This is a genomic window from Vibrio sp. JZG10, from assembly GCF_054064075.1.
The window spans coordinates 118,440-143,007 of sequence record NZ_JBSUGE010000006.1; the positions used below are offsets into that span (position 1 = coordinate 118,440).

At 43.7% G+C, this 24,568-nt stretch carries 20 protein-coding genes; 8 read left to right on the plus strand and 12 right to left on the minus strand.

Features of this window, described 5'->3' with window-relative positions; all coding sequences use genetic code 11:
* Nucleotides 1–32: 32 nt before the first annotated feature.
* Nucleotides 33–977, minus strand: a complete 945-nt coding sequence (gene rluC / locus ACWYVB_RS09470; RefSeq protein WP_005396975.1) for a 23S rRNA pseudouridine(955/2504/2580) synthase RluC — start codon at nt 975–977, stop codon at nt 33–35.
* Nucleotides 978–1,616: 639 nt separating this feature from the next.
* Between rluC and rne the strand changes: the two genes are divergently transcribed.
* Nucleotides 1,617–4,700 carry a ribonuclease E gene (gene rne / locus ACWYVB_RS09475; RefSeq protein ID WP_395222138.1) on the plus strand — a complete coding sequence of 1,028 codons (3,084 nt, stop codon included), beginning with the start codon at nt 1,617–1,619 and terminating at the stop codon, nt 4,698–4,700.
* A 332-nt stretch (nt 4,701–5,032) separates the two neighbouring features.
* Nucleotides 5,033–6,592: a SulP family inorganic anion transporter gene (locus ACWYVB_RS09480; protein ID WP_005396973.1), complete on the plus strand. Its 1,560-nt coding sequence runs from the start codon at nt 5,033–5,035 to the stop codon at nt 6,590–6,592.
* 60 nt (nt 6,593–6,652) lie between these two features.
* On the opposite strand, the gene ACWYVB_RS09485 is transcribed toward ACWYVB_RS09480, so the two are convergent.
* The gene (locus ACWYVB_RS09485; protein WP_256899543.1) at nt 6,653–7,102 is read right to left on the minus strand and encodes a low molecular weight protein-tyrosine-phosphatase; all 450 of its coding nucleotides are present in this window, start codon (nt 7,100–7,102) and stop codon (nt 6,653–6,655) included.
* 117 nt (nt 7,103–7,219) lie between these two features.
* Here ACWYVB_RS09485 and cobO point away from each other — a divergent pair, with 117 nt between their 5' ends.
* A complete protein-coding gene (cobO, locus tag ACWYVB_RS09490) occupies nt 7,220–7,825 on the plus strand; it encodes a cob(I)yrinic acid a,c-diamide adenosyltransferase (RefSeq protein WP_256899544.1) in 606 nt (201 codons plus the stop codon).
* Between the two features lie 63 nt (nt 7,826–7,888).
* Here the strand turns inward: cobO and ACWYVB_RS09495 are convergent, their stop codons facing one another.
* From ACWYVB_RS09495 to apbC, 3 genes are all read right to left on the minus strand, one after another.
* A complete protein-coding gene (locus ACWYVB_RS09495; RefSeq protein WP_258459637.1) occupies nt 7,889–9,976 on the minus strand; it encodes an AsmA family protein in 2,088 nt (695 codons plus the stop codon).
* Nucleotides 9,977–10,164: 188 nt separating this feature from the next.
* Complete coding sequence (gene udk, locus ACWYVB_RS09500) at nt 10,165–10,806, minus strand: uridine kinase (RefSeq protein WP_005396962.1); 642 nt, start codon at nt 10,804–10,806, stop codon at nt 10,165–10,167.
* A gap of 180 nt (nt 10,807–10,986) precedes the next feature.
* Nucleotides 10,987–12,063, minus strand: coding sequence for an iron-sulfur cluster carrier protein ApbC (gene apbC, locus ACWYVB_RS09505; protein ID WP_395222139.1), 1,077 nt, complete (start codon nt 12,061–12,063; stop codon nt 10,987–10,989).
* Nucleotides 12,064–12,225: 162 nt separating this feature from the next.
* Between apbC and metG the strand changes: the two genes are divergently transcribed.
* On the plus strand, nt 12,226–14,301 hold the full coding sequence (gene metG, locus ACWYVB_RS09510; protein ID WP_457528813.1) for a methionine--tRNA ligase: 2,076 nt from the start codon (nt 12,226–12,228) through the stop codon (nt 14,299–14,301).
* 67 nt (nt 14,302–14,368) lie between these two features.
* On the opposite strand, the gene ACWYVB_RS09515 is transcribed toward metG, so the two are convergent.
* From ACWYVB_RS09515 to ACWYVB_RS09530, 4 genes are all read right to left on the minus strand, one after another.
* Nucleotides 14,369–14,716: a hypothetical protein gene (locus ACWYVB_RS09515; protein ID WP_457528815.1), complete on the minus strand. Its 348-nt coding sequence runs from the start codon at nt 14,714–14,716 to the stop codon at nt 14,369–14,371.
* Nucleotides 14,717–14,784: 68 nt separating this feature from the next.
* Entirely contained in the window at nt 14,785–15,138 is a 354-nt protein-coding gene (locus tag ACWYVB_RS09520) for a hypothetical protein (protein ID WP_395222141.1), read from the minus strand.
* 10 nt (nt 15,139–15,148) lie between these two features.
* The gene (locus tag ACWYVB_RS09525) at nt 15,149–15,454 is read right to left on the minus strand and encodes a hypothetical protein (RefSeq protein WP_226977475.1); all 306 of its coding nucleotides are present in this window, start codon (nt 15,452–15,454) and stop codon (nt 15,149–15,151) included.
* A gap of 428 nt (nt 15,455–15,882) precedes the next feature.
* Nucleotides 15,883–16,221 (minus strand): hypothetical protein, encoded by a 339-nt coding sequence (locus ACWYVB_RS09530; protein ID WP_238852703.1) that lies wholly within the window; start codon nt 16,219–16,221, stop codon nt 15,883–15,885.
* 313 nt (nt 16,222–16,534) lie between these two features.
* Between ACWYVB_RS09530 and ACWYVB_RS09535 the strand changes: the two genes are divergently transcribed.
* Entirely contained in the window at nt 16,535–17,344 is an 810-nt protein-coding gene (locus ACWYVB_RS09535; RefSeq protein ID WP_005396956.1) for a hypothetical protein, read from the plus strand.
* A 118-nt stretch (nt 17,345–17,462) separates the two neighbouring features.
* Here ACWYVB_RS09535 and fadR read toward each other — a convergent pair whose 3' ends face one another.
* Nucleotides 17,463–18,302, minus strand: a complete 840-nt coding sequence (gene fadR, locus ACWYVB_RS09540) for a fatty acid metabolism transcriptional regulator FadR (protein WP_005396954.1) — start codon at nt 18,300–18,302, stop codon at nt 17,463–17,465.
* Nucleotides 18,303–18,941: 639 nt separating this feature from the next.
* Between fadR and nhaB the strand changes: the two genes are divergently transcribed.
* Complete coding sequence (nhaB, locus tag ACWYVB_RS09545; RefSeq protein ID WP_005396952.1) at nt 18,942–20,528, plus strand: Na(+)/H(+) antiporter NhaB; 1,587 nt, start codon at nt 18,942–18,944, stop codon at nt 20,526–20,528.
* A gap of 83 nt (nt 20,529–20,611) precedes the next feature.
* A complete protein-coding gene (gene dsbB, locus ACWYVB_RS09550) occupies nt 20,612–21,148 on the plus strand; it encodes a disulfide bond formation protein DsbB (RefSeq protein ID WP_395211474.1) in 537 nt (178 codons plus the stop codon).
* 91 nt (nt 21,149–21,239) lie between these two features.
* Here dsbB and ACWYVB_RS09555 read toward each other — a convergent pair whose 3' ends face one another.
* Nucleotides 21,240–21,857: an SEC-C metal-binding domain-containing protein gene (locus tag ACWYVB_RS09555; RefSeq protein WP_395211473.1), complete on the minus strand. Its 618-nt coding sequence runs from the start codon at nt 21,855–21,857 to the stop codon at nt 21,240–21,242.
* 170 nt (nt 21,858–22,027) lie between these two features.
* Here ACWYVB_RS09555 and dusC point away from each other — a divergent pair, with 170 nt between their 5' ends.
* Nucleotides 22,028–22,987, plus strand: coding sequence for a tRNA dihydrouridine(16) synthase DusC (dusC, locus tag ACWYVB_RS09560; protein WP_395211472.1), 960 nt, complete (start codon nt 22,028–22,030; stop codon nt 22,985–22,987).
* A gap of 35 nt (nt 22,988–23,022) precedes the next feature.
* Here dusC and ACWYVB_RS09565 read toward each other — a convergent pair whose 3' ends face one another.
* Entirely contained in the window at nt 23,023–24,498 is a 1,476-nt protein-coding gene (locus tag ACWYVB_RS09565; protein ID WP_395222143.1) for a sensor domain-containing diguanylate cyclase, read from the minus strand.
* Nucleotides 24,499–24,568 lie beyond the last annotated feature (70 nt).

The following is a 24,568-nucleotide window of genomic DNA, read 5'->3' on the forward strand; positions in this document are numbered from 1 at the left end:
GCTCCCTTTTTATGTCCGCGAGGAAAACATGGTTACGCGTTTCTTAAACCCGCCAACACTTTTTCTAGCTTCGGTTCCATCGGTGCGTTTATTTCCATCCACTCATCATTTGATGGGTGTTGGAATTTGATGTTTGCCGCGTGTAGGAACAAACGATCTAAACCAACTTGACCTGTGTAAGCATCAAAGCGGCGGTCACCGTAGCGATCATCCCAAGCGATTGGGTGGCCCGTGTATTGTGTATGAACTCGGATTTGGTGAGTTCGACCAGTAATCGGACTCGCTTGAATCAATGTTGCTTGTTCAAACTTTTCCAAAATCTTAAAACGCGTTTCAGACGGCTTACCGTTAGGGTTAACACGAACAATACTGTTCACTTCGTTTTTAAGCAGTGGCGCGTTCACAACCTTACAACTGCTTTTCCATTGTCCCATGACAAGAGCTAAGTAAAACTTCTTCACTGTCTTTTCACGAAACTGGGCTTGCAAGTGACGAAGTGCAGAACGCTTCTTAGCAACAAGTAAGATACCTGAAGTATCACGGTCAATACGATGCACAAGTTCAAGAAAGCGAGCTTGAGGACGAAGAGCTCTAAGCGCTTCAATCGCGCCAAACTTTAAGCCACTGCCACCATGCACAGCGGTGCCAGATGGTTTGTTTAGAATTAACATATGATCATCTTCGAAGATGATCATATCTTCCAACTCTGCGACTTTGTTTAGTTTCGTACTTGGCGCGACATCGTCATCTTTTTTCTCGACTGTCACCGGTGGAATACGAACGAGATCGCCTGCTTTTAACTTGTACTCTGCTTTTATACGCTTTTTATTTACACGTACTTCGCCCTTACGCACAATTCGGTAAATCATGCTTTTAGGGATGTCTTTTAATTGGTTGCGCAAAAAATTATCAATGCGCTGACCCGCCATATCTTCGTCAATGTCGACGAACTGGACTTTTGTTCTTATTTCGCTCATGGGCGGTATTGTAAACTCAATTTCGCGCGACTTCACATTATTCTTGTCGTAAAAGAAACACTTGATAGTACAAACTGGTCTAAATTTCGCCAAGCTTTTGTTTAAATTATTAAAACTCTCAATCGAGTTCTCAATTTGTTTTCTGTCTTGATCAGTTTACACATCTCAATTGCTTATGAAACAGCCAGTTATAAATTAGAAATTTTGAGTTTAGCGGCAAATTTTCTATCGTTTGCGTGAAAGCAGATTGCTGATAGCCACGCGCACTGCTATAGTTCACAGCTGCTAAGGAAGGTTTGGTTACATTTTATTCATTACCAATCATTTATCCTCAAGCAATGTGAGTAGATCGTTGAAGGTCGAGTGCAGCATTGGCGTGAGACACATCGAATTCAACACTCTTGCCACCCTACTCCTCGCATATTCACGTTGAGTACCTACCGCCCAAATAGCGGGTCACAAGTCTACGTTTCCAACAGAAACCGCAAGAGGCTTGTGATGACTGAAGTGCCCGAGAGCATCCCCTTCCAGCCGGGAGGCTGCAAAATACAAGCCATGGGATCAGGCACCGTGAAAGAGCGAAAAAACAGTGGCAAGTCGACAAGAAAGATATAAAAGAAAAGACAACGAGAATTTTCAATGAAAAGAATGTTAATTAACGCAACTCAAAAAGAAGAGTTGCGTGTCGCTCTGGTTGATGGCCAGCGACTTTTCGATCTTGATATCGAGAGTCCAGGTCATGAATCTAAAAAAGCGAATATCTACAAAGGACGTATCACACGTATCGAACCAAGCTTAGAAGCCGCATTTGTTGATTACGGCGCCGAGCGTCACGGTTTCCTCCCTCTCAAAGAAATTGCCCGCGAATATTTCCCTGAAGGTTACACCTACCAAGGTCGTCCAAGCATCAAAGAAGTGCTAACGGAAGGCCAAGAAGTTATCGTTCAAGTGGAAAAAGAAGAACGTGGAAGCAAGGGCGCAGCTCTTACTACTTTCATTTCTCTTGCTGGTAGTTACCTTGTTCTGATGCCTAACAACCCTCGCGCAGGCGGTATTTCTCGCCGAATCGAAGGTGACGAGCGTACTCAACTAAAAGCCGCATTAAGTACTTTGGAACTTCCTCAGGGCATGGGCCTAATCGTACGTACTGCTGGCGTTGGCAAGAGTGCTGAAGAACTTGAGTGGGATTTGAATGTACTACTTAACCACTGGGGTGCAATCAAAGGTGCAGCGGACTCTAACCCTGCTCCATTCTTAATCCACCAAGAAAGTAACGTTATCGTTCGTGCAATCCGTGACTATTTGCGTCGTGATATTGGCGAAATCTTAATTGACAGCAACACCATCTACGAACGTGCAAAAGAGCATATTCAATTGGTGCGCCCTGATTTCCTTAACCGCGTTAAGAAATATGAAGGCGAAGTGCCACTATTCAGCCACTACCAAATCGAAAGCCAAATTGAATCAGCTTTCCAACGTGAAGTGCGTCTGCCATCTGGTGGTTCTATTGTTATTGACCCAACCGAAGCACTAACATCTATCGATATCAACTCTGCTCGTGCAACCAAGGGCGGCGATATTGAAGAAACAGCTCTAAACACGAACCTAGAAGCAGCCGACGAAATTGCTCGCCAGTTACGTCTACGTGACTTGGGTGGCTTAGTGGTTATCGACTTTATCGATATGACACCTGTTCGCCACCAACGAGAAGTAGAAAACCGTCTACGTGAAGCCGTTCGTCTTGATCGCGCTCGTGTACAAATCGGTCGTATTTCTCGCTTTGGTTTGTTGGAGATGTCACGTCAACGTTTAAGCCCTTCTCTAGCAGAAGCAAGCCACCACATCTGTCCTCGCTGTAGCGGTACTGGAGTCGTTCGCGACAACGAATCTCTAGCACTTTCTGTGCTTCGTTTAATCGAAGAGGAAGCACTGAAAGACAATACAGCGCAAGTTCTCGCAGTTGTACCTGTGCCAATCGCTTCTTACTTGTTGAACGAAAAACGTCGTTCAGTTAACCATATCGAACGCATTCAAGAAGTGAAGATTACGGTTGTTCCAAACTCTGACATGGAAACACCGCACTTCGAAGTTATCCGTGTTCGTGAAGGTGAAGAGTTCGATCTGATTTCTTATCTACTTCCTAAAAAACTGGAAGCAATGAAAGAAGCGGAAGGTAAAGAGCCAGCGGAAGTTGACGTAAAACCTAAACGAATCGAAGAACCTGTTCTTAAAGGCTTTGCGGCTCCTTCTCAAACGGCACCTGCACCAGCAGCTAAACCTGCCCCTGAGGCGAAGAAGAAAGAACAGAAAGTTGAACAAGAAGAAAAACCTGGACTGTTCAGCCGTTTGTTTAAAGCACTTGGTAGTTTCCTATTCGGCGGTTCTGAAGAAGTAAAAGAAGAACCGAAACCTCAGGAAGAGAAAAAGCCAAATCGCGATAATCGACGTAACAAACGTGATCGCAATGATCGTCGTCGCAATAACAACCAACGCGATAATCGTGAGAACCGCGACAATCGTGATAACCGTGATAACCGACGTCGTCGTAAGCCTCGTGATGAGCAAGCGAATGAGCAAAACGAAGCTCAACAACAAACCAATAAACAGCAAAACCGCAACCAAAAGCGTAAGCCTAAAGCTCAACAAGCAGACAAAGCCCAAGAGCAAAAAGCAAATGCAAAAGTAGCGGAAAAAGGCCTGCAGCTAGCGGCGGAAGCTCGAACTGAAACAAAACCAGAAGAGAGCAAACCAAAGCAACAAAACGCGAAAGCAGAAAAAGTGAAGGAGCGTCGCCAACGTCGCAAACTGAACAAGTCTGTACGTGTTAAAGACCAAGAAGCGGTTGAGAAGAAAGCAGAAGAAACGGCGGTTAAGACTCAAGAAACGGTTGAAACCAAAGTTGAGAAGCCAACAGAAGCAGCGGTAGAAGCACAACAAGACAACAAGCAAGCAGAGTCTAAGCAACGTCGTAACCGTCGTTCGCCACGTCACCTGCGTGCAAGCGGCCAGCGCCGTCGCCGTGGTCGCGATCGCCGTCCTAACCCGTTCCGCCTGCGTAAAGGTGGTGTAGCTTCTCCTGAGATGGCTATGGGTAAAGTAATGCCACGCTACATTCCGAAACCAGCACCTAAGAAAGAAGAGCAAGTTAAGGAAGAAGCAGTAGCAGCAGTACCTACAATGCAAGGTGGTTTTGCTTGCCCAGAAATGGCTATGGGTAAAGTGATTATTCGACGCGAGCAACCTGTTGTAACAGAAGCACCAGTTGTTGAATCAAAGGTTCAAGAAACAATTGAAGCGAAAGTTGAATCTCCAGCAGTAGAAGCACCTGTTGTGGAAGCAGTAATCGCAGAAAAAACTGAATCGGCAGTAGTAGAAACAGCCTCTGTAGAGCCTATCGTTGAAACTCCTGCAACTGAACATGCTGAACCGGTTGATGCCATTGTAGAAACGGCACCAGCTGAAGAGCCTGTGGTTGAAGCAGCAAAAGAGATTGCAGCCGAAGCGCCAGTAGCTAAACCAGAGCCTAAAGTCGAAGCCATTAAAGTTGCGGCTAAGCTAAACGCTAGCGCACCGATGACGAAAGCACCTGGCCCTCAAGAGCTACGCGAAATCACGGTTGCAGCAGCACCGTTCAAAACCGAACGTTACCAAGCTAAAGGTGCGGGTAGCCAAGTGGCTAAAAACCGCGCATCAGCAGAGATGACAAAGCCTAACTTTAACTAGGCTAAATCATTACGTTCAACTGCTTAACGGCATAAATAAATTAAAGGCTACCATCTGGTAGCCTTTTTTATCTTCATATTTGCCCAATAAATTGTTCATATAAATACCAATTCGTGATCACATTTGTACGCCATTATTCGTATCATTCTTGAACTTAATCACACTTTTCGGTAGCATGCGCCGACTCAAGTTTTCGACACCATTCTGATGCTGCTCTTTTAATACTACGGTTTACACTGCAATGTTTGATTAGAAATCAACCACTCAGTGGCTTGTGCAAATACGAATATGTGTCGGGTTTAACTCATTGCAAAGAGAACTTAAAAACAAACATGTTCGAATTTCCCCAATTTTCTAAGCACTCCGTAAAAAATGATGTGCTATCAGGCTTAACCGTTGCGCTAGCATTGGTTCCTGAAGCTGTCGCATTTGCGTTCGTCGCAGGCGTAGATCCGATGGTCGGTCTTTACGCTGCATTCATCGTTGGTCTTATTACTTCCATTTTCGGTGGTCGTCCCGGCATGATCTCTGGTGCAACAGGTGCCATGGCAGTCGTAATGGTTTCGCTTGTCGCGACTCACGGTGTCCAGTACCTATTCGCAGCCATCATGCTCGCTGGTATACTTCAAATTGCCGCTGGTATGTTTAAATTGGGTAAGTTCATCCGTATCGTGCCTCACCCTGTGATGATTGGTTTTGTGAACGGTCTGGCTATTGTTATCTTCCTAGCTCAGTTGGGTCAGTTTAAAGCGCCAGATATCAACGGCATGCTTACTTGGCTACCACAAGACCAAATGCTACTAATGCTTGGTTTGGTTGCGCTAACTATGGCAATCATTCACTTTCTACCAAAAATCACAACGGCTGTACCCTCTTCACTTGTTGCAATCGTAACGGTGACTGCTTTAGTGGTTGGTTTGGATCTGGAAACTCGCACTGTTGTTGACTTCTTGCGCACAATGTCTGGTGATGAAGCGGCAACACTCGCAGGTTCACTGCCGACCTTCTCTATTCCGGCGGTGCCATTTACGCTAGAAACTCTACAAATCATTCTTCCATACGCGATCATTCTAGCGGCCATTGGTCTAATTGAATCTCTGCTAACGCTGACAGTTTTAGATGAGATGACGAACACTCGTGGTCAATCTAACCGCGAATGTATCGGTCAAGGTATGGCAAACATGACTTGTTCTGTGTTTGGTGCTATGGGTGGTTGTGCAATGATTGGTCAGTCGATGATCAACGTAAACTCAGGTGGTCGCGGTCGTCTATCTGGTATCGTTGCTGCTATCGCTCTATTGATGTTTATCTTATTCGCTTCTTCGTTAATTGAAATGATCCCACTCGCTGCTCTGGTTGGTGTGATGTTCATGGTTGTAATTGGTACATTCGAATGGGCAACATTTAAACTAGCGCGTCGCGTACCGAAGCAAGACTTCTTCGTTATTGTTCTTGTGACCGTTGTTACTGTTCTTACTGACCTAGCCGTTGCCGTAGCGGTTGGTGTTATTGTTTCTGCATTAATGTTTGCATGGCAACACGCTAAGCATATCTATGCCGACACGTGCTTAAACGAGGAAGGTTCAAAAGAGTACAAGATTCACGGTCCTATTTTCTTTGGTTCTGCCGCTAACTTCTTGGAGTTGTTTAACGCGCCTGAAGATCCAAAAGATGTGATTGTCGATTTTGCAGACTCTCGCGTGACGGATCACTCCGCAATTGAAGCGATTGAAACGCTAGCAGAGCGTTACAACTCTCAAGGTAAAACACTACACCTTCGCCACCTAAGTCCAGATTGCCGCAAGCTTTTAGATAAAGCGGGCAGCTTGGTTGAAATAAATGTGAAGGAAGACCCAAGCTACAAAGTGGCAACCGACATTTTAGCGGGTTAATACAAATAAAAAGGGATGGGCTCAGCTCATCCCTTTTCCTATTGTCTTCAAGCCCGGCGATTATAGCTTCTTCAAAATCGCGTCTGATGCCTCTTCGATTAAATCAAGCACCAGTTCAAAGCCATCTTCTCCACCATAATATGGATCAGGGACTTCGTCGTAACCTGACCCAGAATGACTTAAAAATAACGATACTTTGTGTCGATACTTCAACGGACAAATATCCAATAAATCGGCCAAATTTGCTTTATCCGCGGCTAATATAAGGTCAAACTTTTCAAAGTCATCAATGGTGACTTGGCGCGCTTGCATTCCTTTAAAAGAATAACCTCTCAGCTTTCCTGCTGCCATCGCCCTTGAATCCGGTGGGTTTCCTTCGTGGTAGCCTATCGTACCTGCCGAATCAACCTCCACGGCAATACCCAACTCTTGAGCTTTCGCTCTTAACACTGCTTCTCCGGTTGGTGACCGACAAATGTTTCCCATACAAACAACAAGTATTTTCTTCATTTTATTCCCTGAGTTATCGGTGGTTTTTCTTCACGATATGTTGGTCTATCATAGCGAGATAAATCAATGAACCCAAATCAGCTTGGGCAAAGCACAAAAAGGAATTGAGGAAGTATTATGTCTATCGAAGAAAATAAAGAAGCACGCCATAAGGCTCGCCAACAAAAAGTCAAAGAACAGGTAGACGCAAAAATTGCTGCTGCTCAAGAGGAAAAAGGTCTGCTACTGATCATTACCGGAAATGGTAAAGGTAAATCGACATCAGGGTTCGGTACGATAGCACGCGCAGTGGGTCATGGTTTGAATTGTGCTGTTGCGCAGTTTATTAAAGGTACTTGGGATAATGGTGAGCGCAACCTACTTGAGAAACTCGGCGTTGAATTCCAAGTAATGGCGACCGGCTTTACATGGGAAACTCAAAACAAAGCCGCTGATACCGAAGCAGCGCAAGGCATATGGCAAGAATGTAAGCGCATGCTCAAAGATGAATCTATCGATGTGGTTCTTTTTGACGAGCTGACGTACATGGTGAGCTACGGCTACATTGATTTAGACGAGGTCGTTGAAGCGCTGAACAACCGCCCTAAAATGCAGTCGGTTGTCATTACTGGTCGTGGCGCTCATCGCTCTCTGATTGAAATGGCTGATACCGTTTCTGAAGTGAAGAATGTAAAGCATGCATTTGAGTCAGGCGTCAAAGCGCTGAAAGGTGTCGACTGGTAAAGCTCACCAGCAGAATTAAAAAAGGGTTGGCATTAGCCAACCCTTTTTTGCTTTGGCTCGAATCTAATTGAATAGATTCTTTATCAAACCATCGACTGCTTCTTTGGTTTTTTCGTCTTTGATCTTGTCCGTTAGCTTCTCTACGCCACGATCGATTTCTTTCTGAGCTTTCTGCTTCAGAACATCATCGAATACGAGCTTGAATTTAGGATCCGCCCACTTACCAGACACATTGATTGGAATCGTGATATCTTTCAGCTCATCTATATCTTTGCCGCCTTGGCCTTCTAGGCTGCCTACAACTGACGTGCTGATAGTAAAGTCGACTGTTTCATTGATGTAGTTTGCGGTACCTTTACCACGAACACGTAACAATGGAGACTGAGCTTGCATATTATCCGTTGATACTACACCTTTGTTGAGTTTCAATGTCGCCGTCATCGCACTAAAGTCTGTTTTCTTAACTTCATTGGTGCCTTCGACTTTTTGCCCTTTAAATTTTGCGTAGTTTTCACGAATCAACTGAGCAACGTTGATGCCATTTACCGCACCGTCAGCAAAATTGATAACAACCGTACCAGAAAGATTCTTCTTGATACCGGTAGGCGTTAGACTCTTACCTGTAACATTCACATCAATGTTACCCGTCCCTTCAAGCTTGTCGTTCTCAGCGACATCAATAAGTAACGGTTGAACTTTCACGCCTTTGATTGACTTTTTCACACTGTAAGTCGCTGGTGATTGGCGTGCATCTAACTTCGCTGTCGCTGAGATTGTGCCTTGGTACAGCTTCGAACTAAATGAAGTAAGCTCAAATACGCCACGATTTACAGTGAAGCTCGTTTTTACCGCTTCCATCTTCGCATTTGCCGCTTTGAATTTGTCGATGGTAATGTCACCCTTTACATCTAACGTTTTCAACGCAGACAAATCAGGCTCAACCTCAGACCCAGCTGGAGCACTCTCGCCACCAGAAGCAGGCTTATTACCTTCGGCATCTTGCTGATCTAATCCTAAGAATTCATCAAGATCGATATTTGGGCTGTGGAGAGCAAATCGTACTTTAGGAATATCACCAAGTGTCACATCTGCTTTACCATCTAAGGCAATAGCATTCGCTGTTAACTTCTCTAGGACAAAACTCAGGTGGTTTTTCGTTAGGTCGAAAGACAGATCAGACACCATGTCGACTTTCATCGGTGACTGAGGTAATGCATCACCCTCAAAAGTCGATTTAAGAGTTAACTTATCCAACTGCACGTTGCTGATAGCCTTGTCTACACTAAGTTGACCAGCACCCTGCATATCTAACTTCATACCACCAGCGTCGCCCTTCATGGCATAAGTCAGGTTATTTACTTTATCGAATTCAAACGTATCTAAACCGATCGTTGCCGATTCAATCTTATTGGCAGGGTCAGAGTATGTCGCATCAAAGTTGATGTTCTTTAGCGCGTAATTTGCCAAACCTTTTTCTAGCTTAAAGTCGGCCTGACCTTTCGCGGTGAACTTTTGGTCATTCATTTCGCCCTTCACGCCAAAATCAGCCGTTGTCCAGTTGTCAAAAGCGAATTCGGAAAGGTTTAATGAGATATCATAAAGTTTGGTGTAACTACCGGCTTGCTTATCCTGCATTTCTAATGAGCCATTAGAAACCGTAACACCAGCAAGATTAATGCTCCAATCAGAGCCAGAAGGCTGCGTTTCACCATTTTGCGTAGGCGCAGTATCGCTCGCTTGCTCTGCTTGTTGTGTTTGGGCTTTCGTCAATGCATCAATATTCTTGCTGCCATCTTTCTTGGTTTCGATATAGAACTCAGCCCCATCAAGCGTGACGTTTCCAATTTCAAGCTGTTGACTAAAAAGTGGCATGACAGAGATATCTACACCAACGGTATCAACTTTGAATAAATTGGGTTTACTAAAGCCTTGTGGGTTTCGCAATTCTGTATGTCCCAACTCAAAGCCGATCGATGGGAAAAATTGCCAACTGATATCTCCTTCAATCACTAGCTCTAAACCGGTTTGCTTTTGCGCTTGCTCAACAATAAGGGGCTTAAACTGGTTAGGATTGACGAAGATGGTTAACGCTAAAATTGCGACCAAAATGACCACAATCGGTATTGCTAGAATTAAGAGCAGTTTCTTCATTTGTTTTTCCTTGCTCGAGTGTTTTTACAATTATAAGCGCAGACTCCATTTACCGCTGACAGTTCCACAAAAGCGTGAAAAATGTCTGGTTTTAACCTGCAACTGACTAATTTAAAAACAAAAAAAGAAGTGGCACTTAAGGTGCCACTTCTTCTCTTAAAAATAAAGCGATATAGCCGTCTAAAGGCTTAAGCTTTCAAAAGTCTTGCAATGTGAGCTTTTAATACATCGATTGCGATACGGTTTTTACCACCGCGAGGAACAATAATGTCCGCATATTGCTTAGAAGGTTCGATAAACTGCATGAACATCGGACGTACTGTTTGTTGATACTGCTTGAGAACAGATTCCATAGTTCGGCCTCGTTCTTCCACGTCACGCTTAACACGACGAAGCAAGCAAATATCTAACGGTGTATCCATAAATACTGTAGCGTGCATCAAATCACGAAGACGAGGGTCAGTAAGAAGAAGGATGCCTTCTAGAATGATCACCTTTTTAGGCGTCATTGTAGTCGTGTTACTTGTTCTTGTGTGTTCAGTGTAGCTGTACTCAGGTACTTCTACTGCTTCACCACGTACCAATTTTTCAAGGTGCTCACACAGTAGGTCGTGGTCCAACGCACTCGGGTGATCGTAGTTCGTCTTTACTCGCTCTTCCATGCTTAGGTGGCTTTGGTCGTTGTAGTAGCAATCTTCCGTGATGACACCGATTTGATGATCGCCTACTTTCGCGCGAAGCTCATTATAAATAGTGCTCGCGATCAGACTTTTTCCAGAAGCAGAAGCGCCAGCAATACCTACGATGACGCATTGATTATTATCAGACATTAGTTTGCACCCGATGATGATTTCTAGTCACATAAAAAGATAAACTGCCTGATTATAGGGAGTTCACCCCATAGTTACTAGCTGGAATTAGGGTTTAGTCATAAGTTTCTGCCTGCTCAGAGGATTAACCTCCGAGCAAACGTTAAAATGTGCAATTATCGACCAATAGGCATAGTAAACTTAGTTCACCATTGTAAAGCTAATCGCATCTGGTTTTGTCTTGCCTTGCCAAAACATCGTGCTACATACGCGATCGGCAAGCTGCTTGTAATACCCTGCATGCTCACTTTCTGGACGCCTTGCTACCGTTGGCACGCCAGCGTCAATATCTTCTCGCATAGAAATATGAAGCGGAATTTGTCCTAGCAGTGCTAAGCCATACTCTTGCGACATTTTTTCTGCACCACCCATGCCAAAAATATGCTCTTTCGCGCCACATTGGCTACAAATGTGATAACTCATGTTTTCCACAACACCAATAACCGGGACATGGACTTTGTTAAACATTGCCGCTCCCTTTCTTGCATCGGCAAGCGCCAAGTCTTGCGGTGTCGTGACTAACACACTACCTGTCACCGGAATCTGTTGTGACAACGTCAACTGTATATCACCCGTGCCTGGCGGCATATCAATCACCAAATAATCTAAATCTGGCCAGTCTGTCTCCGTTAATAACTGCGACAACGCTTTTGAAGCCATTGGCCCGCGCCATATTGCCGCTTCTGATTTGTCCACTAGATAGCCGATAGAATGAGTATAGATGCCGTGAGCAAAAATGGGCTCCATCCACTTGCCATCACGAACTTCTGGTTTTGCATCTTCTTGCCCCAACATCATAGGTACAGACGGGCCATAAATATCCGCATCCAACAATCCCACTTTCGCCCCAGATTGAGCAATCGCCAACGCTAAGTTAACCGCAGTCGTTGATTTACCGACCCCACCTTTCGCAGAACTAACGGCAATGATGTTCTTAACACCTTTAACCGGATTGGCCACTTGAGTTTCTAATGCTTTAACTCCAAGGCGAATATTGAATGGGAATTCAGCCACTTTATCTGCGGTTTGTTGCTGTTTAATCCAGTCATGCAATATGGTTTGAAGCTCATTACTTGCGAATGGCAACGTTATCTCAACAGAACCTTGTGCCGTAATCGAAATTGCGCCATGAATATCTGCCCAATTTTCCACCAACTGTGGATGCTGGAATTGGTTAAACCAGTGACAAAAATCTTGTTTTGAAGTGAACTGATGCATAAGTCCTCCTTTTAGATGTCATGCTAACACCGTCCTGCCTCAACCAGAACCCCAAAAAAACTAAGGCATTCCGCAGTTTGACACCTTGGAGTTAGTGAGTTCATGGGGTAGTATTATCCATCAAAATTTATTTATACCTATCAAGAAAAGCGAATATTAAGTATGGCAAACGATCCAAGAAACTTTCCGTCAAGGAAAATGCTGGTAACTTGTGCCCTTCCGTACGCTAACGGTTCGATCCACCTTGGTCATATGCTTGAGCATATCCAAGCGGACATTTGGGTTCGTTACCAACGCCTACGCGGCAACACTGTAAACTTCATCTGTGCTGACGATGCTCATGGCACGCCAATCATGCTTAAAGCGCAACAGATGGGTATTACTCCTGAAGAAATGATTGCCGCAGTTAGCGAAGAGCACCAGAAAGACTTTGCTGGCTTTGATATCAGCTTTGATAACTACCACAGCACACACTCAGATGAGAACCGTGAGCTAGCATCACACATTTATCTTGAGCTGAAGAAAAACGGTTTCATTTCTAGCCGCACAATTTCTCAGTTGTTCGACCCAGAAAAAGAGATGTTCCTACCGGACCGTTTCGTAAAAGGTACGTGTCCAAAATGTAAGTCAGAAGACCAGTACGGTGACAACTGTGACAACTGTGGTGAGACTTACAGCCCAACAGAACTGATCAATCCTAAATCTGCGGTTTCTGGTGCGACGCCAGTAATGAAAGATTCTGAGCACTTCTTCTTCGACCTGCCTCAGTTTGAAAGCATGCTAAAAGAGTGGACTCGCTCTGGCTCGCTACAAGCTGAAACCGCGAACAAGATGCAAGAGTGGTTTGAATCAGGTCTACAACAATGGGATATCTCACGTGACGCGCCATACTTCGGCTTCGAGATCCCAGGTGAGAAGAACAAATTCTTCTACGTATGGCTAGACGCACCTATCGGCTACATGGGCTCTTTCAAAAACCTATGTGACAAGCGCGACGACCTAGATTTCGACGAGTACTGGAAGAAAGACAGCTCAGCAGAACTGTACCACTTCATCGGTAAAGACATCGTTTACTTCCACAGCCTATTTTGGCCAGCAATGCTAGAAGGTTCTGGCTTCCGCAAGCCTAACAACGTATTCGTACACGGTTACGTAACCGTAAACGGCGCGAAAATGTCGAAGTCTAAAGGTACTTTCGTAAAAGCAAGCACTTACCTAGAGCACCTAGACCCTGAGTGTCTACGTTACTACTACGCGGCGAAGCTAAACAGCCGTATCGACGATCTAGATCTTAACCTTGAAGACTTCACTCAGCGCGTAAACGCTGATGTTGTTAACAAGATCGTTAACCTCGCATCGCGTAATGCAGGCTTCATCGCGAAACGTTTTGAAGGCAAACTGTCTGACAACTTTGCAGAGCCTGAGCTTTACAACGAATTTGTTGCTGCGGCTGACCGTATCGCTGAGCTTTACGAAACACGTGAATTTGGTCGTACAATCCGTGAAATCACTGCACTGGCAGACAAAGCTAACCAATACGTTGATGAAAAAGCACCGTGGGTTGTAGCAAAAGAAGAAGGCAAAGATCAGGAGCTACAAAACATCTGTTCTGTCGGTATCAACCTGTTCCGTGTACTGATGACTTACCTGAAACCAGTAATGCCTGCGCTAGCTGCACGTACTGAAGCATTCCTAAACCAAGAGCTGACTTGGGAAAACATCGCTGCGCCACTAACAGGCCACGAGATCACTAAGTTCAAAGCACTCTTCAACCGTATCGATCCGAAGAATGTTGAAGCGATGATCGAAGCATCTAAAGAAGATGCGGCGGCAGAAATGGCGGCGAAAGAGAAAGCAGAAGCGGAAAAGAACAAGGCTAGCCAAACTGAGCTAGACAAAGAGCCAATCGCTGAAGAGATTGAGTTCGACGCTTTTGCAGCAGTAGATATGCGTATCGCTCGTATCATCTCTTGTGAAGAAGTGCCAAAAGCAAACAAACTGCTTAAGTTCCAACTGGACATCGGTGGTGAAACTCGTCAAGTGTTCTCTGGCATCAAGTCAGCGTACAAACCTGAAGAGCTAGAAGGCAAACTAACGGTAATGGTAGCAAACCTAAAACCTCGTAAGATGAAGTTTGGTATGTCAGAAGGCATGATCCTAGCCGCTGGCCCTGGTGGTAGCGACCTATGGATTCTTGAACCGCACGAAGGCGCTCAGCCTGGCATGCGTGTAATGTAATGCTCTTCGCATAATAGAAAGGCTTAACTATTTCAGTTAAGCCTTTTTTACAACAAGATAAAATTACTTAATGCAACCTATACTCTTCCTGTCCCCAAGTAATGGTCGCGCCACACACAAGGAAAAGTACAAAACTGATGCTTACAACATACGCAAGTATTCTATCAAACGTTGTTGCGTATTTTAGTATTAGTTGGTCATCCAGTAGTGATAATTTGACTGGCTTTCCTCGTATCAATACTGATGCGTACATGGGAAATCTAAAACCCCACCCATTTCTGTCCCAACCAATAGGGTCATAACCATCCCGCAACATTTTTTTCTCAATCCGCTTTACCGATACACGAATGAAAAGCAAAGTACTAACTAACCAAGTACATCCGATAATCATATTTGCAATATCAAAATAAGACACGTTGCTCCCTTTATCAGGATTTGGCTTTTCAACTAGACTTGTATTCACCGTTCTACAGAGCCCTGCGCTTAACTGGTTTTCACTCTGTACTCTTCAGGCCCCAACCCCATTACTGCTCCCAAAGCAAGTGCCATCACGAAGCTTATTGTGACAATATACGCAAGCACTCGGTCAAAGACTGTCGCGTACTTTAGAATAAGTTTGTCTTCTACCAGCGATACTTTCGCAGGTTTACCTCGCATCAACACTGAGGCGTACATGGGAAATCTAAAACCCCACCCATTTCTGTCCCAGCCAATTGGAGCATGACCATCCTGCAATATTTTTGTCTCAATCCGCTTTGCTGATACACGAATAAAAACCAATGTGCTCAGTAACCATGTCCAACCAACAATCATCACTATAAGATCGAAACAAAACACAATTACTCCTTTAAAACCAATTTACTTTAGAGCTAGTTTCATAGGTTTTTTCTGCTAAACCTTGCCCAAACCAATCACCCATTTTTGCAGCCGCATAACCAGCCCCTAAACCAACACCTATTAATACGACTACTCCAAATGGGCCAGCAGCTAAAGCGATTCCCATTCCAGATGCAATCACTTTGGATGTGGTCCAAACGCCTGCAGCGTTGCTCGCACCAAACCCAGCAACTTCCATTGCCGCTCTTTTTTTCCAATTTTCTCCGTTATTCTTGGCATTTCGAACATTGTTAAAGCGAACACCAGCATCAATCATGATGATCTTTTTACCTACAATACTAGAGCTTTGTTCAAGAACTCGAATTGAGCGGATGTTAGCTATAGATGTTAAATGTAACTAAGTTATATCCCTACCGCTTCGCGCGATATTGACAGCCCTATTCGGGTTGCTCCAAATGTTACCGCGGCTACTTTTAATTCACCCTGCATAATGGGCAAGCTCTTTTGTAAATTTTGCATTCAAATAACTATGAGCTTCTTTAACTCTATATCCAAGCTTCACAAGCTCCTTTTTCTGCGCACCACTTCGTGACGCTGTCCGTACATCTAGTAAGGCGTTTTGATATTTGAGCAAAGCTTTCCCGAAATTACTCAATCTGACTTACTTTTCATTAACCGCCGTAGCGGCAGCACCTACTGCAGTATACTCATCGATTTTCCCCCCCATAGTATGATTAGTAGCATCTAAAAAGGCTTAATCTCTTTTTCATAGAGGAGGGCTACCGCTTGTAAGTTTTCATCGCCAAACTCACTTGTTAGATTGGCTACATTTCTTTTGGTTTCTTGTGACCAACTTTTTACAGTATCAAGAGCACAAGCTATATCAGGTCTCTCGCTACGCAACTTAGCTATGTTGATCACAGAGCCTTCGTTCAGTATGAAAGGAGTACCTGCGGGAATAAAACTACCAAATATATGTGGGTTGTCCTTACGAAACTGAAGGTACCTATCCTCATCATTTGTATCGATAGGGAGCGTTATCTTTGAGTGAGTACTGAAGCATAGGTCGAATTTATTAGACAAATTAATTACCTCGAACAATCAACAAAATAGACAACTTATATCATATGAAGTGTCCGAGTATTTTAATTTCTAAACATTGTGACTTGAATCAGACTACAAAAAGTAATCAATATGTAACTCACAAAGAATAACGCGTACACCAAGCATCGACACCGAATAATCAACCATATTCACAACTTTGGTGAATCCATGCACCAATAACGACCGTCCAAAAAGAACATTTAATATAACCAATTGTTTTAATTTAATTTTTGTTTGGCATCAAAACTGCAAACCTTCCTTGCTAGGTCCAAACACTAACAAGGAGTTGGTTATGTTTGTTTTGATTTCCACATTATTATCTATCGCTATTTTAGCCGGAATATATCACTTATCTTCTAAACGAGAGCAGCAACACGCGCGTAAATATCAGCTGTTAACATTATTGCGAGATGTTGTTCATCTGCTGAGACGCCATCGAGCTGCGACGCACTACTCACTTCAATTTCAACAAAATAACGAACAAGAATTAGAAGTCCTTCATAACGATCTCACCAACAAACTGCATCTTTTGGTCGAAACCTCACGCTTTGAAAATAAACCCATGTATCGCGTGCTGCAGATCAAAGTAGGAAAACTGCTTGAACAATGGAACGATCACAGTGTTGCAAGGAACCAGATGGAGCATGGTAAGTTAATTCGTCATTGCTTGTTCTTGATGGATGAAGTCACGATTGCTTGGTTAGCGGTAGAACAACGAGATGATCTACATAATGAGTACCACATGAACTGGCAAAACATCATGGATAGCTTAGAAACCCTGACTCAATTGAGAATTAGCATTCAAGACTTGGGAGAGCAAGGGGGGAATGAGCGTTTCAAAAATTACGCATCGGTTATGACACGTAAGCTAAATCAATTAGCAGTTATCGCTCCGCTTAGTATCGTTTCTCCTGCTTCCACACGCTCAATACAGATATTAAATAACTATGTGACAGGAAGTCATGTCGATTTAACAGAAGCTGAGCTTTATGGAGTCACATCAGACTTATCGTTGACCATCTTCAATACTTACGACCACGTCCTTTCAGACATCGTTGAAGCATTGTATCTACCGTTGCCCAAACTCTCTGTAGCAAGATAAGCTCTATACAGTACCGTGCCAATTGTCACAACAGGAACGTAACTGGTATTTATGGGTAAAAACAAAAAACCGCAGACCTTAGGTTCTGCGGTTTTTAATTCATCTAACTTCTCAGCGCTTAGCTGTCATCTTCTGTGAAGTTCGTTGGTAATTGCTTTTTCATCTCATTCCAGATTAGCGCGCTTTCCATACCATAGTGACGAATCACAACTGGCAGTTGTTCACGCTGACCACTTTCACAAGTTTCTAGCAACTGATGGTAAAACTTCAGCGCTAGCTCACGAGAAGCTGGGTTTGAGAAATAATAGCTACCAACGCGATCATAGAGCTTCTTCAAGCCATTAAAAATCAAACCGTAAATCTGATTCCCTGAATGGAATGCTAGGCGTTGGAACAACATGTAGTCGTAAAAGTTGAACGTTTTAGCAATCAAGATTTCTTGACGCTTCGCTTCATCTTTCTCGTTGTCTTCTTTCACGTTCTGTAAGACTTTCTCAGCATAAGGTGAAGAAGCGATGAAATCGTCCCAAGAAGCAGCATTCATTAAAGCTTCACAAGATTCAATTACATTCTTGATCGTGCGCTCAGAGTTCTCTTTATTTGCTTTAAATGCATAACGCATAAAGATAGGGCTGATGTTGGTACGTGCTGCAAGCAAATCTTCTACAATGTTTGTTGCGTTATCTACGTCCAACGTCATCAACGTATCCAAAATATGCAGACCAGAGGTCTCCATAAATTGGTTTACCTTCGTTGGTTTACCGTGTTGGATTGTTAACCAACCATCACGGGCTAGTCGTTGAAGAACCTCTCGTAAAGTCGTTCGAGTAACACCAATTAGCTCAGACAGCTCGCGTTCAGCAGGTAAAATAGAGCCAGGAGGAAAACGGCCGTTCCAAATGCTCTCGATAATATATTTTTCTGCGAATCCCGCAGGGCTTTTCGCCTTTATGACCATTCTACTTTTTATCCAATATTGATTTCTGAGGGTCGATACTACTCATCATACCACTACTTAACGGTTTGAGAAAATTTACGATCAATAATTGAAACGATTCTACAATATAGAGTTAATACTCTATATGTTATGTCAATCTAGGACGGTCTGACGTGCGAGTGAAAGCGGTAAAATCTGAATTTTCGTTTAATTAAACAGCTCACAAATTGCGGAGAAATAAAGACAACTGCGTCACAATTTTATATTCAAAATATGAAAAATTACTTTGTATATCACAGTTAATATTCTTTCTTAATTTGCCTTTTCTCGTCACTGACCGTCATTTAAAATCCAAGAGGATTTTTTTGAGCCTTTCATGATATAGTAACGCCGTTTTGATCGCGTTATTACATTTAAAAAGTCATTTTAGTCGGTAGCATCACGTTTTGTTATTGACTAATAAATGCCTGAGTGTAGAGTTTGCGGTCGAAAGTGAGCGGTGCTTGAGTTCAGGGGAAGTAACTTGGCAAGACTGCAATAAACAAAGGATTGTTGTTTTACTAAGTTATTGTTTTAAAAGACTAGTTAATAAGTCTAACAAACAGATACTTAAGCACTATTGTAGTGTCTATTCATAATTTTGTTATAAAGAGAATTATCATGCCGATATCGCTCGGAAACGCTTTTATCAAGAACTTTCTTGGTAAAGCGCCTGATTGGTACAAAGTTGCCATTATAGCCTTCTTAATAATTAACCCGATTGTATTCTTCCTAATAAACCCATTTGTTGCTGGGTGGTTGCTGGTTGCTGAATTTATTTTCACGCTTGCAATGGCATTAAAATGCTACCCATTACAACCTGGTGGTTTACTTGCTATTGAAGCCATCGCTATCGGCATGACTAGCCCTGCGCAAGTTAAGCACGAGTTGGTGGCAAATATTGAAGTATTACTGCTTCTGGTATTTATGGTTGCGGGCATCTACTTCATGAAGCATTTATTGCTGTTCATTTTTACCAAAATTTTACTTGGTATTCGCTCCAAAACCCTTCTATCACTTGCGTTTTGCTTTGCCGCTGCATTTTTATCTGCGTTTTTGGATGCTTTGACGGTTATCGCCGTTGTTATCAGTGTGGCGATCGGTTTCTACTCTATCTACCACAAAGTGGCGTCAGGTAATCCGATTGGTGACCATGACCACACACAAGATGACACGATCACTGAGCTAACGCGTGATGACTTAGAAAACTACCGCGCCTTTTTACGCTCATTGTTGATGCACGCTGGTGTAGGTACTGCGTTAGGTGGCGTAACCACTATGGTGGGTGAACCTCAGAACTTAATTATTGCAGACCAAGCGGGTTGGTTATTTGGTGAATTCCTAATCCGTATGTCTCCAGTGACGCTACCCGTATTTTTCTGCGGTCTCATCACTTGTGCTCTAGTCGAAAAGCTTAAAGTGTTTGGCTACGGTGCAAAACTTCCTAACAACGTTCGTCAAATCCTCGTTGACTTTGACAATGAAGAGCGCAAAACGCGTACCAATCAAGACGTTGCAAAACTATGGGTTCAAGGGCTTATTGCTGTTTGGTTGATCGTGGCATTAGCCTTGCACCTGGCGGCGGTAGGCTTAATTGGTCTTTCAGTGATCATCTTAGCGACAGCTTTCACTGGCGTCATTGAAGAGCATTCCATGGGTAAAGCGTTTGAAGAGGCTCTGCCTTTCACTGCACTACTTGCGGTATTTTTCTCGATCGTTGCGGTAATCATCGACCAAGAGTTGTTTAAACCAGTTATCGACGCGGTGCTTGCCGTTGAAGATAAAGGCACTCAGTTAGCTCTGTTCTATGTCGCGAATGGCTTACTATCAATGGTGTCGGATAACGTATTCGTCGGTACGGTTTACATCAATGAAGTAAAAACAGCACTCATTGAAGGTCTCATTACTCGCGAGCAGTTCGACTTACTGGCAGTTGCTATCAACACTGGTACTAACCTACCATCTGTTGCTACGCCAAACGGTCAAGCGGCATTCCTATTCCTACTCACCTCGGCTCTCGCTCCATTAATTCGTCTGTCTTACGGTCGAATGGTTATCATGGCGCTGCCTTACACCATCGTTCTTGCGATTGTCGGTCTAATGGGCATTATGTTCTTCCTAGAGCCTGCAACGGCTTCTTTCTACGATGCAGGCTGGATTTTACCTCATAGTGGTGATCTGACTCCCGTAGTCTCCGGCGGTCACTAAAATTTGAGTTGATTAGGAAACTTATCCACGTTAAAAAGCTCTGAGTATTCAGAGCTTTTTCTATTTCAGACAGGAACAAAAACGTGACTATTTTAAATTCACTTAACCAGTTTTCGAAGGGACGCTTATCGTGGCTGCTGCTTCTGCTATTCGTCGTTTTCTTTGAAGCATGTGCCCTCTATTTTCAGCACGTCATGATGCTTGCACCATGTGTCATGTGTATCTACGAACGAGTCGCGATGATGGGAGTGGGTGTCGCTTCAATCGTTGGTCTTATGGCACCAAATAACCCAGTTTTCCGTTGGCTAGGTTTGATTGGCTGGGGATTAAGCTCTTACAAAGGACTGTTGCTTGCTCAGCAGCACGTTGATTATCAGTTTAACCCATCACCATTCGCGACTTGTGATTTATTCGTAACATTCCCTAGTTGGGCTCCGCTTAATCAGTGGGTTCCTTGGATGTTCGAGGCATACGGCGATTGCTCGAAGATTGTTTGGCAATTCCTCGATTTATCAATGCCACAATGGTTAGTAGTTATTTTCGCGGGCAATTTAATCGCTTTAGCATTAATTGTGATCGCACAATTCTTCCCAGCAAGACGCACTAATCCGATTCGTTAATCCTTCAGAGAAATGATAACGAAAAAAGCCGACCAGATGGTCGGCTTTTTACTGAGTATACATCGCGGCTATTTAATTTAACCACGTTAACTCAACCACGTGATTGACCACAACACTGCTTGAACTTTTTTCCGCTCTCACAAGGACAAGGATCATTGCGTCCGATACCTTTGAATGGGTTTAGGCTTTGAGCCTTATTGCCTACCATCAACTCATCCGCACCTAACGCCACTTCACCGACCATCAAATCAAGCTGGTCGACCAAATCTGCAAGAGCTGGAGGCGTTTCAATACTGGCGTCGCGCATCTGTTGCTGCGTTGCCGACTCATCGATAGCCAGCATCAAAGTGGTCAGTAATGCTTGTAGCATACGCTGCAATCCATCATTGAGCTCAACGTCTTGCCATTGTTCTTCAATCATTGGCCAAACAGACATAAAGCCTTCGGCAAAATCAGCAAGTTGTTCAGGTTCTTTGCCTGTTAGCTCTAGCACGGAATATTCGTTTCGTTGAATTCGGTTGTGCTGCTTGTGAATTTGCTCTTCTACTGCCGGTTGAATCGCTTTGAATCCTTCACCTAATAGCGGCTCTAACCACTTTTCAGGAGCGAGTGGTTTTGTCGTCAGATTAGCAGCGAGCACTGCGCCTTCGATAAATAGGCAAGATTCATCGATGTGAATTTCGCCTTTCTCAATCAATGTGTATTGCATGACATCTGGTTTCCCATAAATTTGGCGGCATTATACCTCAGAGCATAAAAGCACGTAACCGGGAGTTGCGAGTTTGACTGTATTGAGTGCTTTGAGTCTTTTAATGACAAACTTAGCTTACATCGCTACAATCGCCCTCCTTTTTATCACCAAACTGTATTAGGCAAACTATGCGAGTTGTACTAGGCCCAATGGAAGGCGTTTTAGACCATTTGATGCGCCAAATCCTGACCGAGATAAACGACTATGACCTATGTGTTACGGAATTTGTTCGAGTCATCGACCAGTTATTGCCCGATCATGTATTTCACCGTTTATGCCCGGAGCTGTTGCAAGGTTCTCAAACCGCATCAGGTGTGCCAGTACATGTGCAATTATTAGGACAAGAACCAAACTGGATGGCTGAGAACGCAATTAAAGCGGCGAGCCTAGGCGCCAGAGGCATCGACATAAATTTTGGTTGCCCAGCCAAAATGGTCAATAAAAGTAAGGGCGGTGCTGCTCTACTTCAGCATCCTGAGCTAATTCACCGTGTGGTAAAAGCTTGTCGAGAAGCCGTTCCAGAGGCAATCCCCGTAACTGCAAAAATTCGTCTTGGCTGGGAAAACCCTGAAGATTGCTTTGAAATTGTTGATGCCATTCAATCTGCTGGTGCAAATGAACTCACCGTTCACGCTCGGACTAAGCAGGGTGGTTACAAAGCGTCTGAGATAAAATGGGATTACATCAACCAAATTCGCGAACGTTTTGATATTCTGCTTATTGCGAATGGCGAAATTTGGAATTATGAAGATGGTCAACGTTGCATTGAAACGACTGGCGTTGACTCTTTGATGGTGTGCCGCGGCGCTTTCAATATCCCTAACTTGGGCAACATGGTAAAACACAACCACCAGCCAATGTCATGGCCCGAGGTGGTTGAGCTACTGATCTACTACTCCAAGTTTGAGATGAAAGGCGACAAAGGTTTGTACTATCCAAACCGCGTAAAACAATGGTTCTCTTACTTACGTCAGGCCTATCCTGAAGCAAAAGATCTATTCAGAGAAATCCGAACGTTTAACAAAGCCGCGCCGATTGTTGAGCATATTCAACGTTATCGTGATGAGTTAAATTCTCAGGTTGCATAAAATCTGAGCATTGCAAAGGGCGAACTGCTCGCCCTTTAAGCGCTTAGATCTTCGTAGCAAATCTTATTTTTGCCTGTACTCTTGGCTTGATATAACTTTTCATCCGCCGCTTTAAATAACTCATCAAAGCTTTCCACTCGGTTCTCTTTACTGAACACCACACCGCCAGAGATCGTAAAACCTTCTTTAGTCACGCGTGTCGAGCGTTCGTCTATGGCTTTTTTTACCCGCTCTAAAATTAGCTTAATGCCTTCCGAGTCTTCGTCGTAAATCGCCAACACGAACTCTTCGCCACCAAATCTTGAGGCGACATCTGTGTGGCGAATATTTTCACGTATACATTTTGCAACTAGCTGAATCGCAGAATCGCCGACATCATGACCATAGGTATCATTGATCTTCTTGAAGTTATCAATATCGAACACTGCTAATGCAACCTGTTTTTTCGTCATCTTATTGCGCCACACGGTTTGCATTCCTCGACGGTTCAACAAGCTCGTCATCGGATCTCTGGCGGCGAGATCTTTAAAATAACGTCGCTCACTATGCATATTCACATAGAACAATACGACTGTGCTCAAAACGTAAATAGAGATCGCAACAATAAGGCTGTATTTTTCGAACACCGCTAGGTTCTTAGCTTCATCCCAAAGGTTGTACTCGTAATACATGCTGTGATTCGCACTCAATCGCTCTAACTCGACTGGTTTGATTCGTGTACTGTTTGAAGAAATGGATTGTAAATTGGAAACCAAATGAAACTTACCAACAAGACCTAGCGACGAAGCCATCAACGCATTGACATCAAAATCAATGGACAGCACACCTTGATGCCTCCCTTTTTCGTAAACAGGCACCGTCATACTAATGATTTGGCCTTCCATCGAATCCAACATCGGCCCAGGTCCGGCCAAGGTGATGTTCACTTTATCTTGTGCGGTTTTTTGCCAAAATGGGCGCGCTTTTAGCGTTGACCAAAGTTCTCTAGTGAAGTTTTTCGCGTACGTGTCAGGAGACGAAATGACGTAACCACGCTTATCGATGTAATGAATACCAACGATATGGGATTCAATATCGTGCAGAAAAGACAATGACGGCGCAAAACCCGCCTTTTGTTCAGCTAATTGGTTAATCGTTGAACCTTGCTGACATAAGCTTTCATCGCCCACAATCATGTAATCAAGATCAACCGCAGGTAACCCCTCACTGTAGACACTCTCTAGCAACAAGACGTCTATCGGCCAAATATAACAAAGCCCCTTTTTGACTAAAGAGTTGTGCTCTTCAGACAATGGGTTAGCGTAATTCGTATAGTTAGTAAAACTATAATCTAAGGCGGTGAGGACTTTAATACCACGGGACATGGCACGATCAATACGTGCATACTCAGAATCAATATAGCGATTGACCGCATCGTAGTAGTTTTTTGTCGTAACAAGCAAAACCACTACAAATAATGCGAGGGGAAAAAAGATGACAAATGAGAGACTAAATCGCCTTTGGTTAACCATTGAGTACCATGTATGTGAAAGGTAGATCGTCTCTTATCAAACAATGGGATTACGCTGTCTTATCAACTGG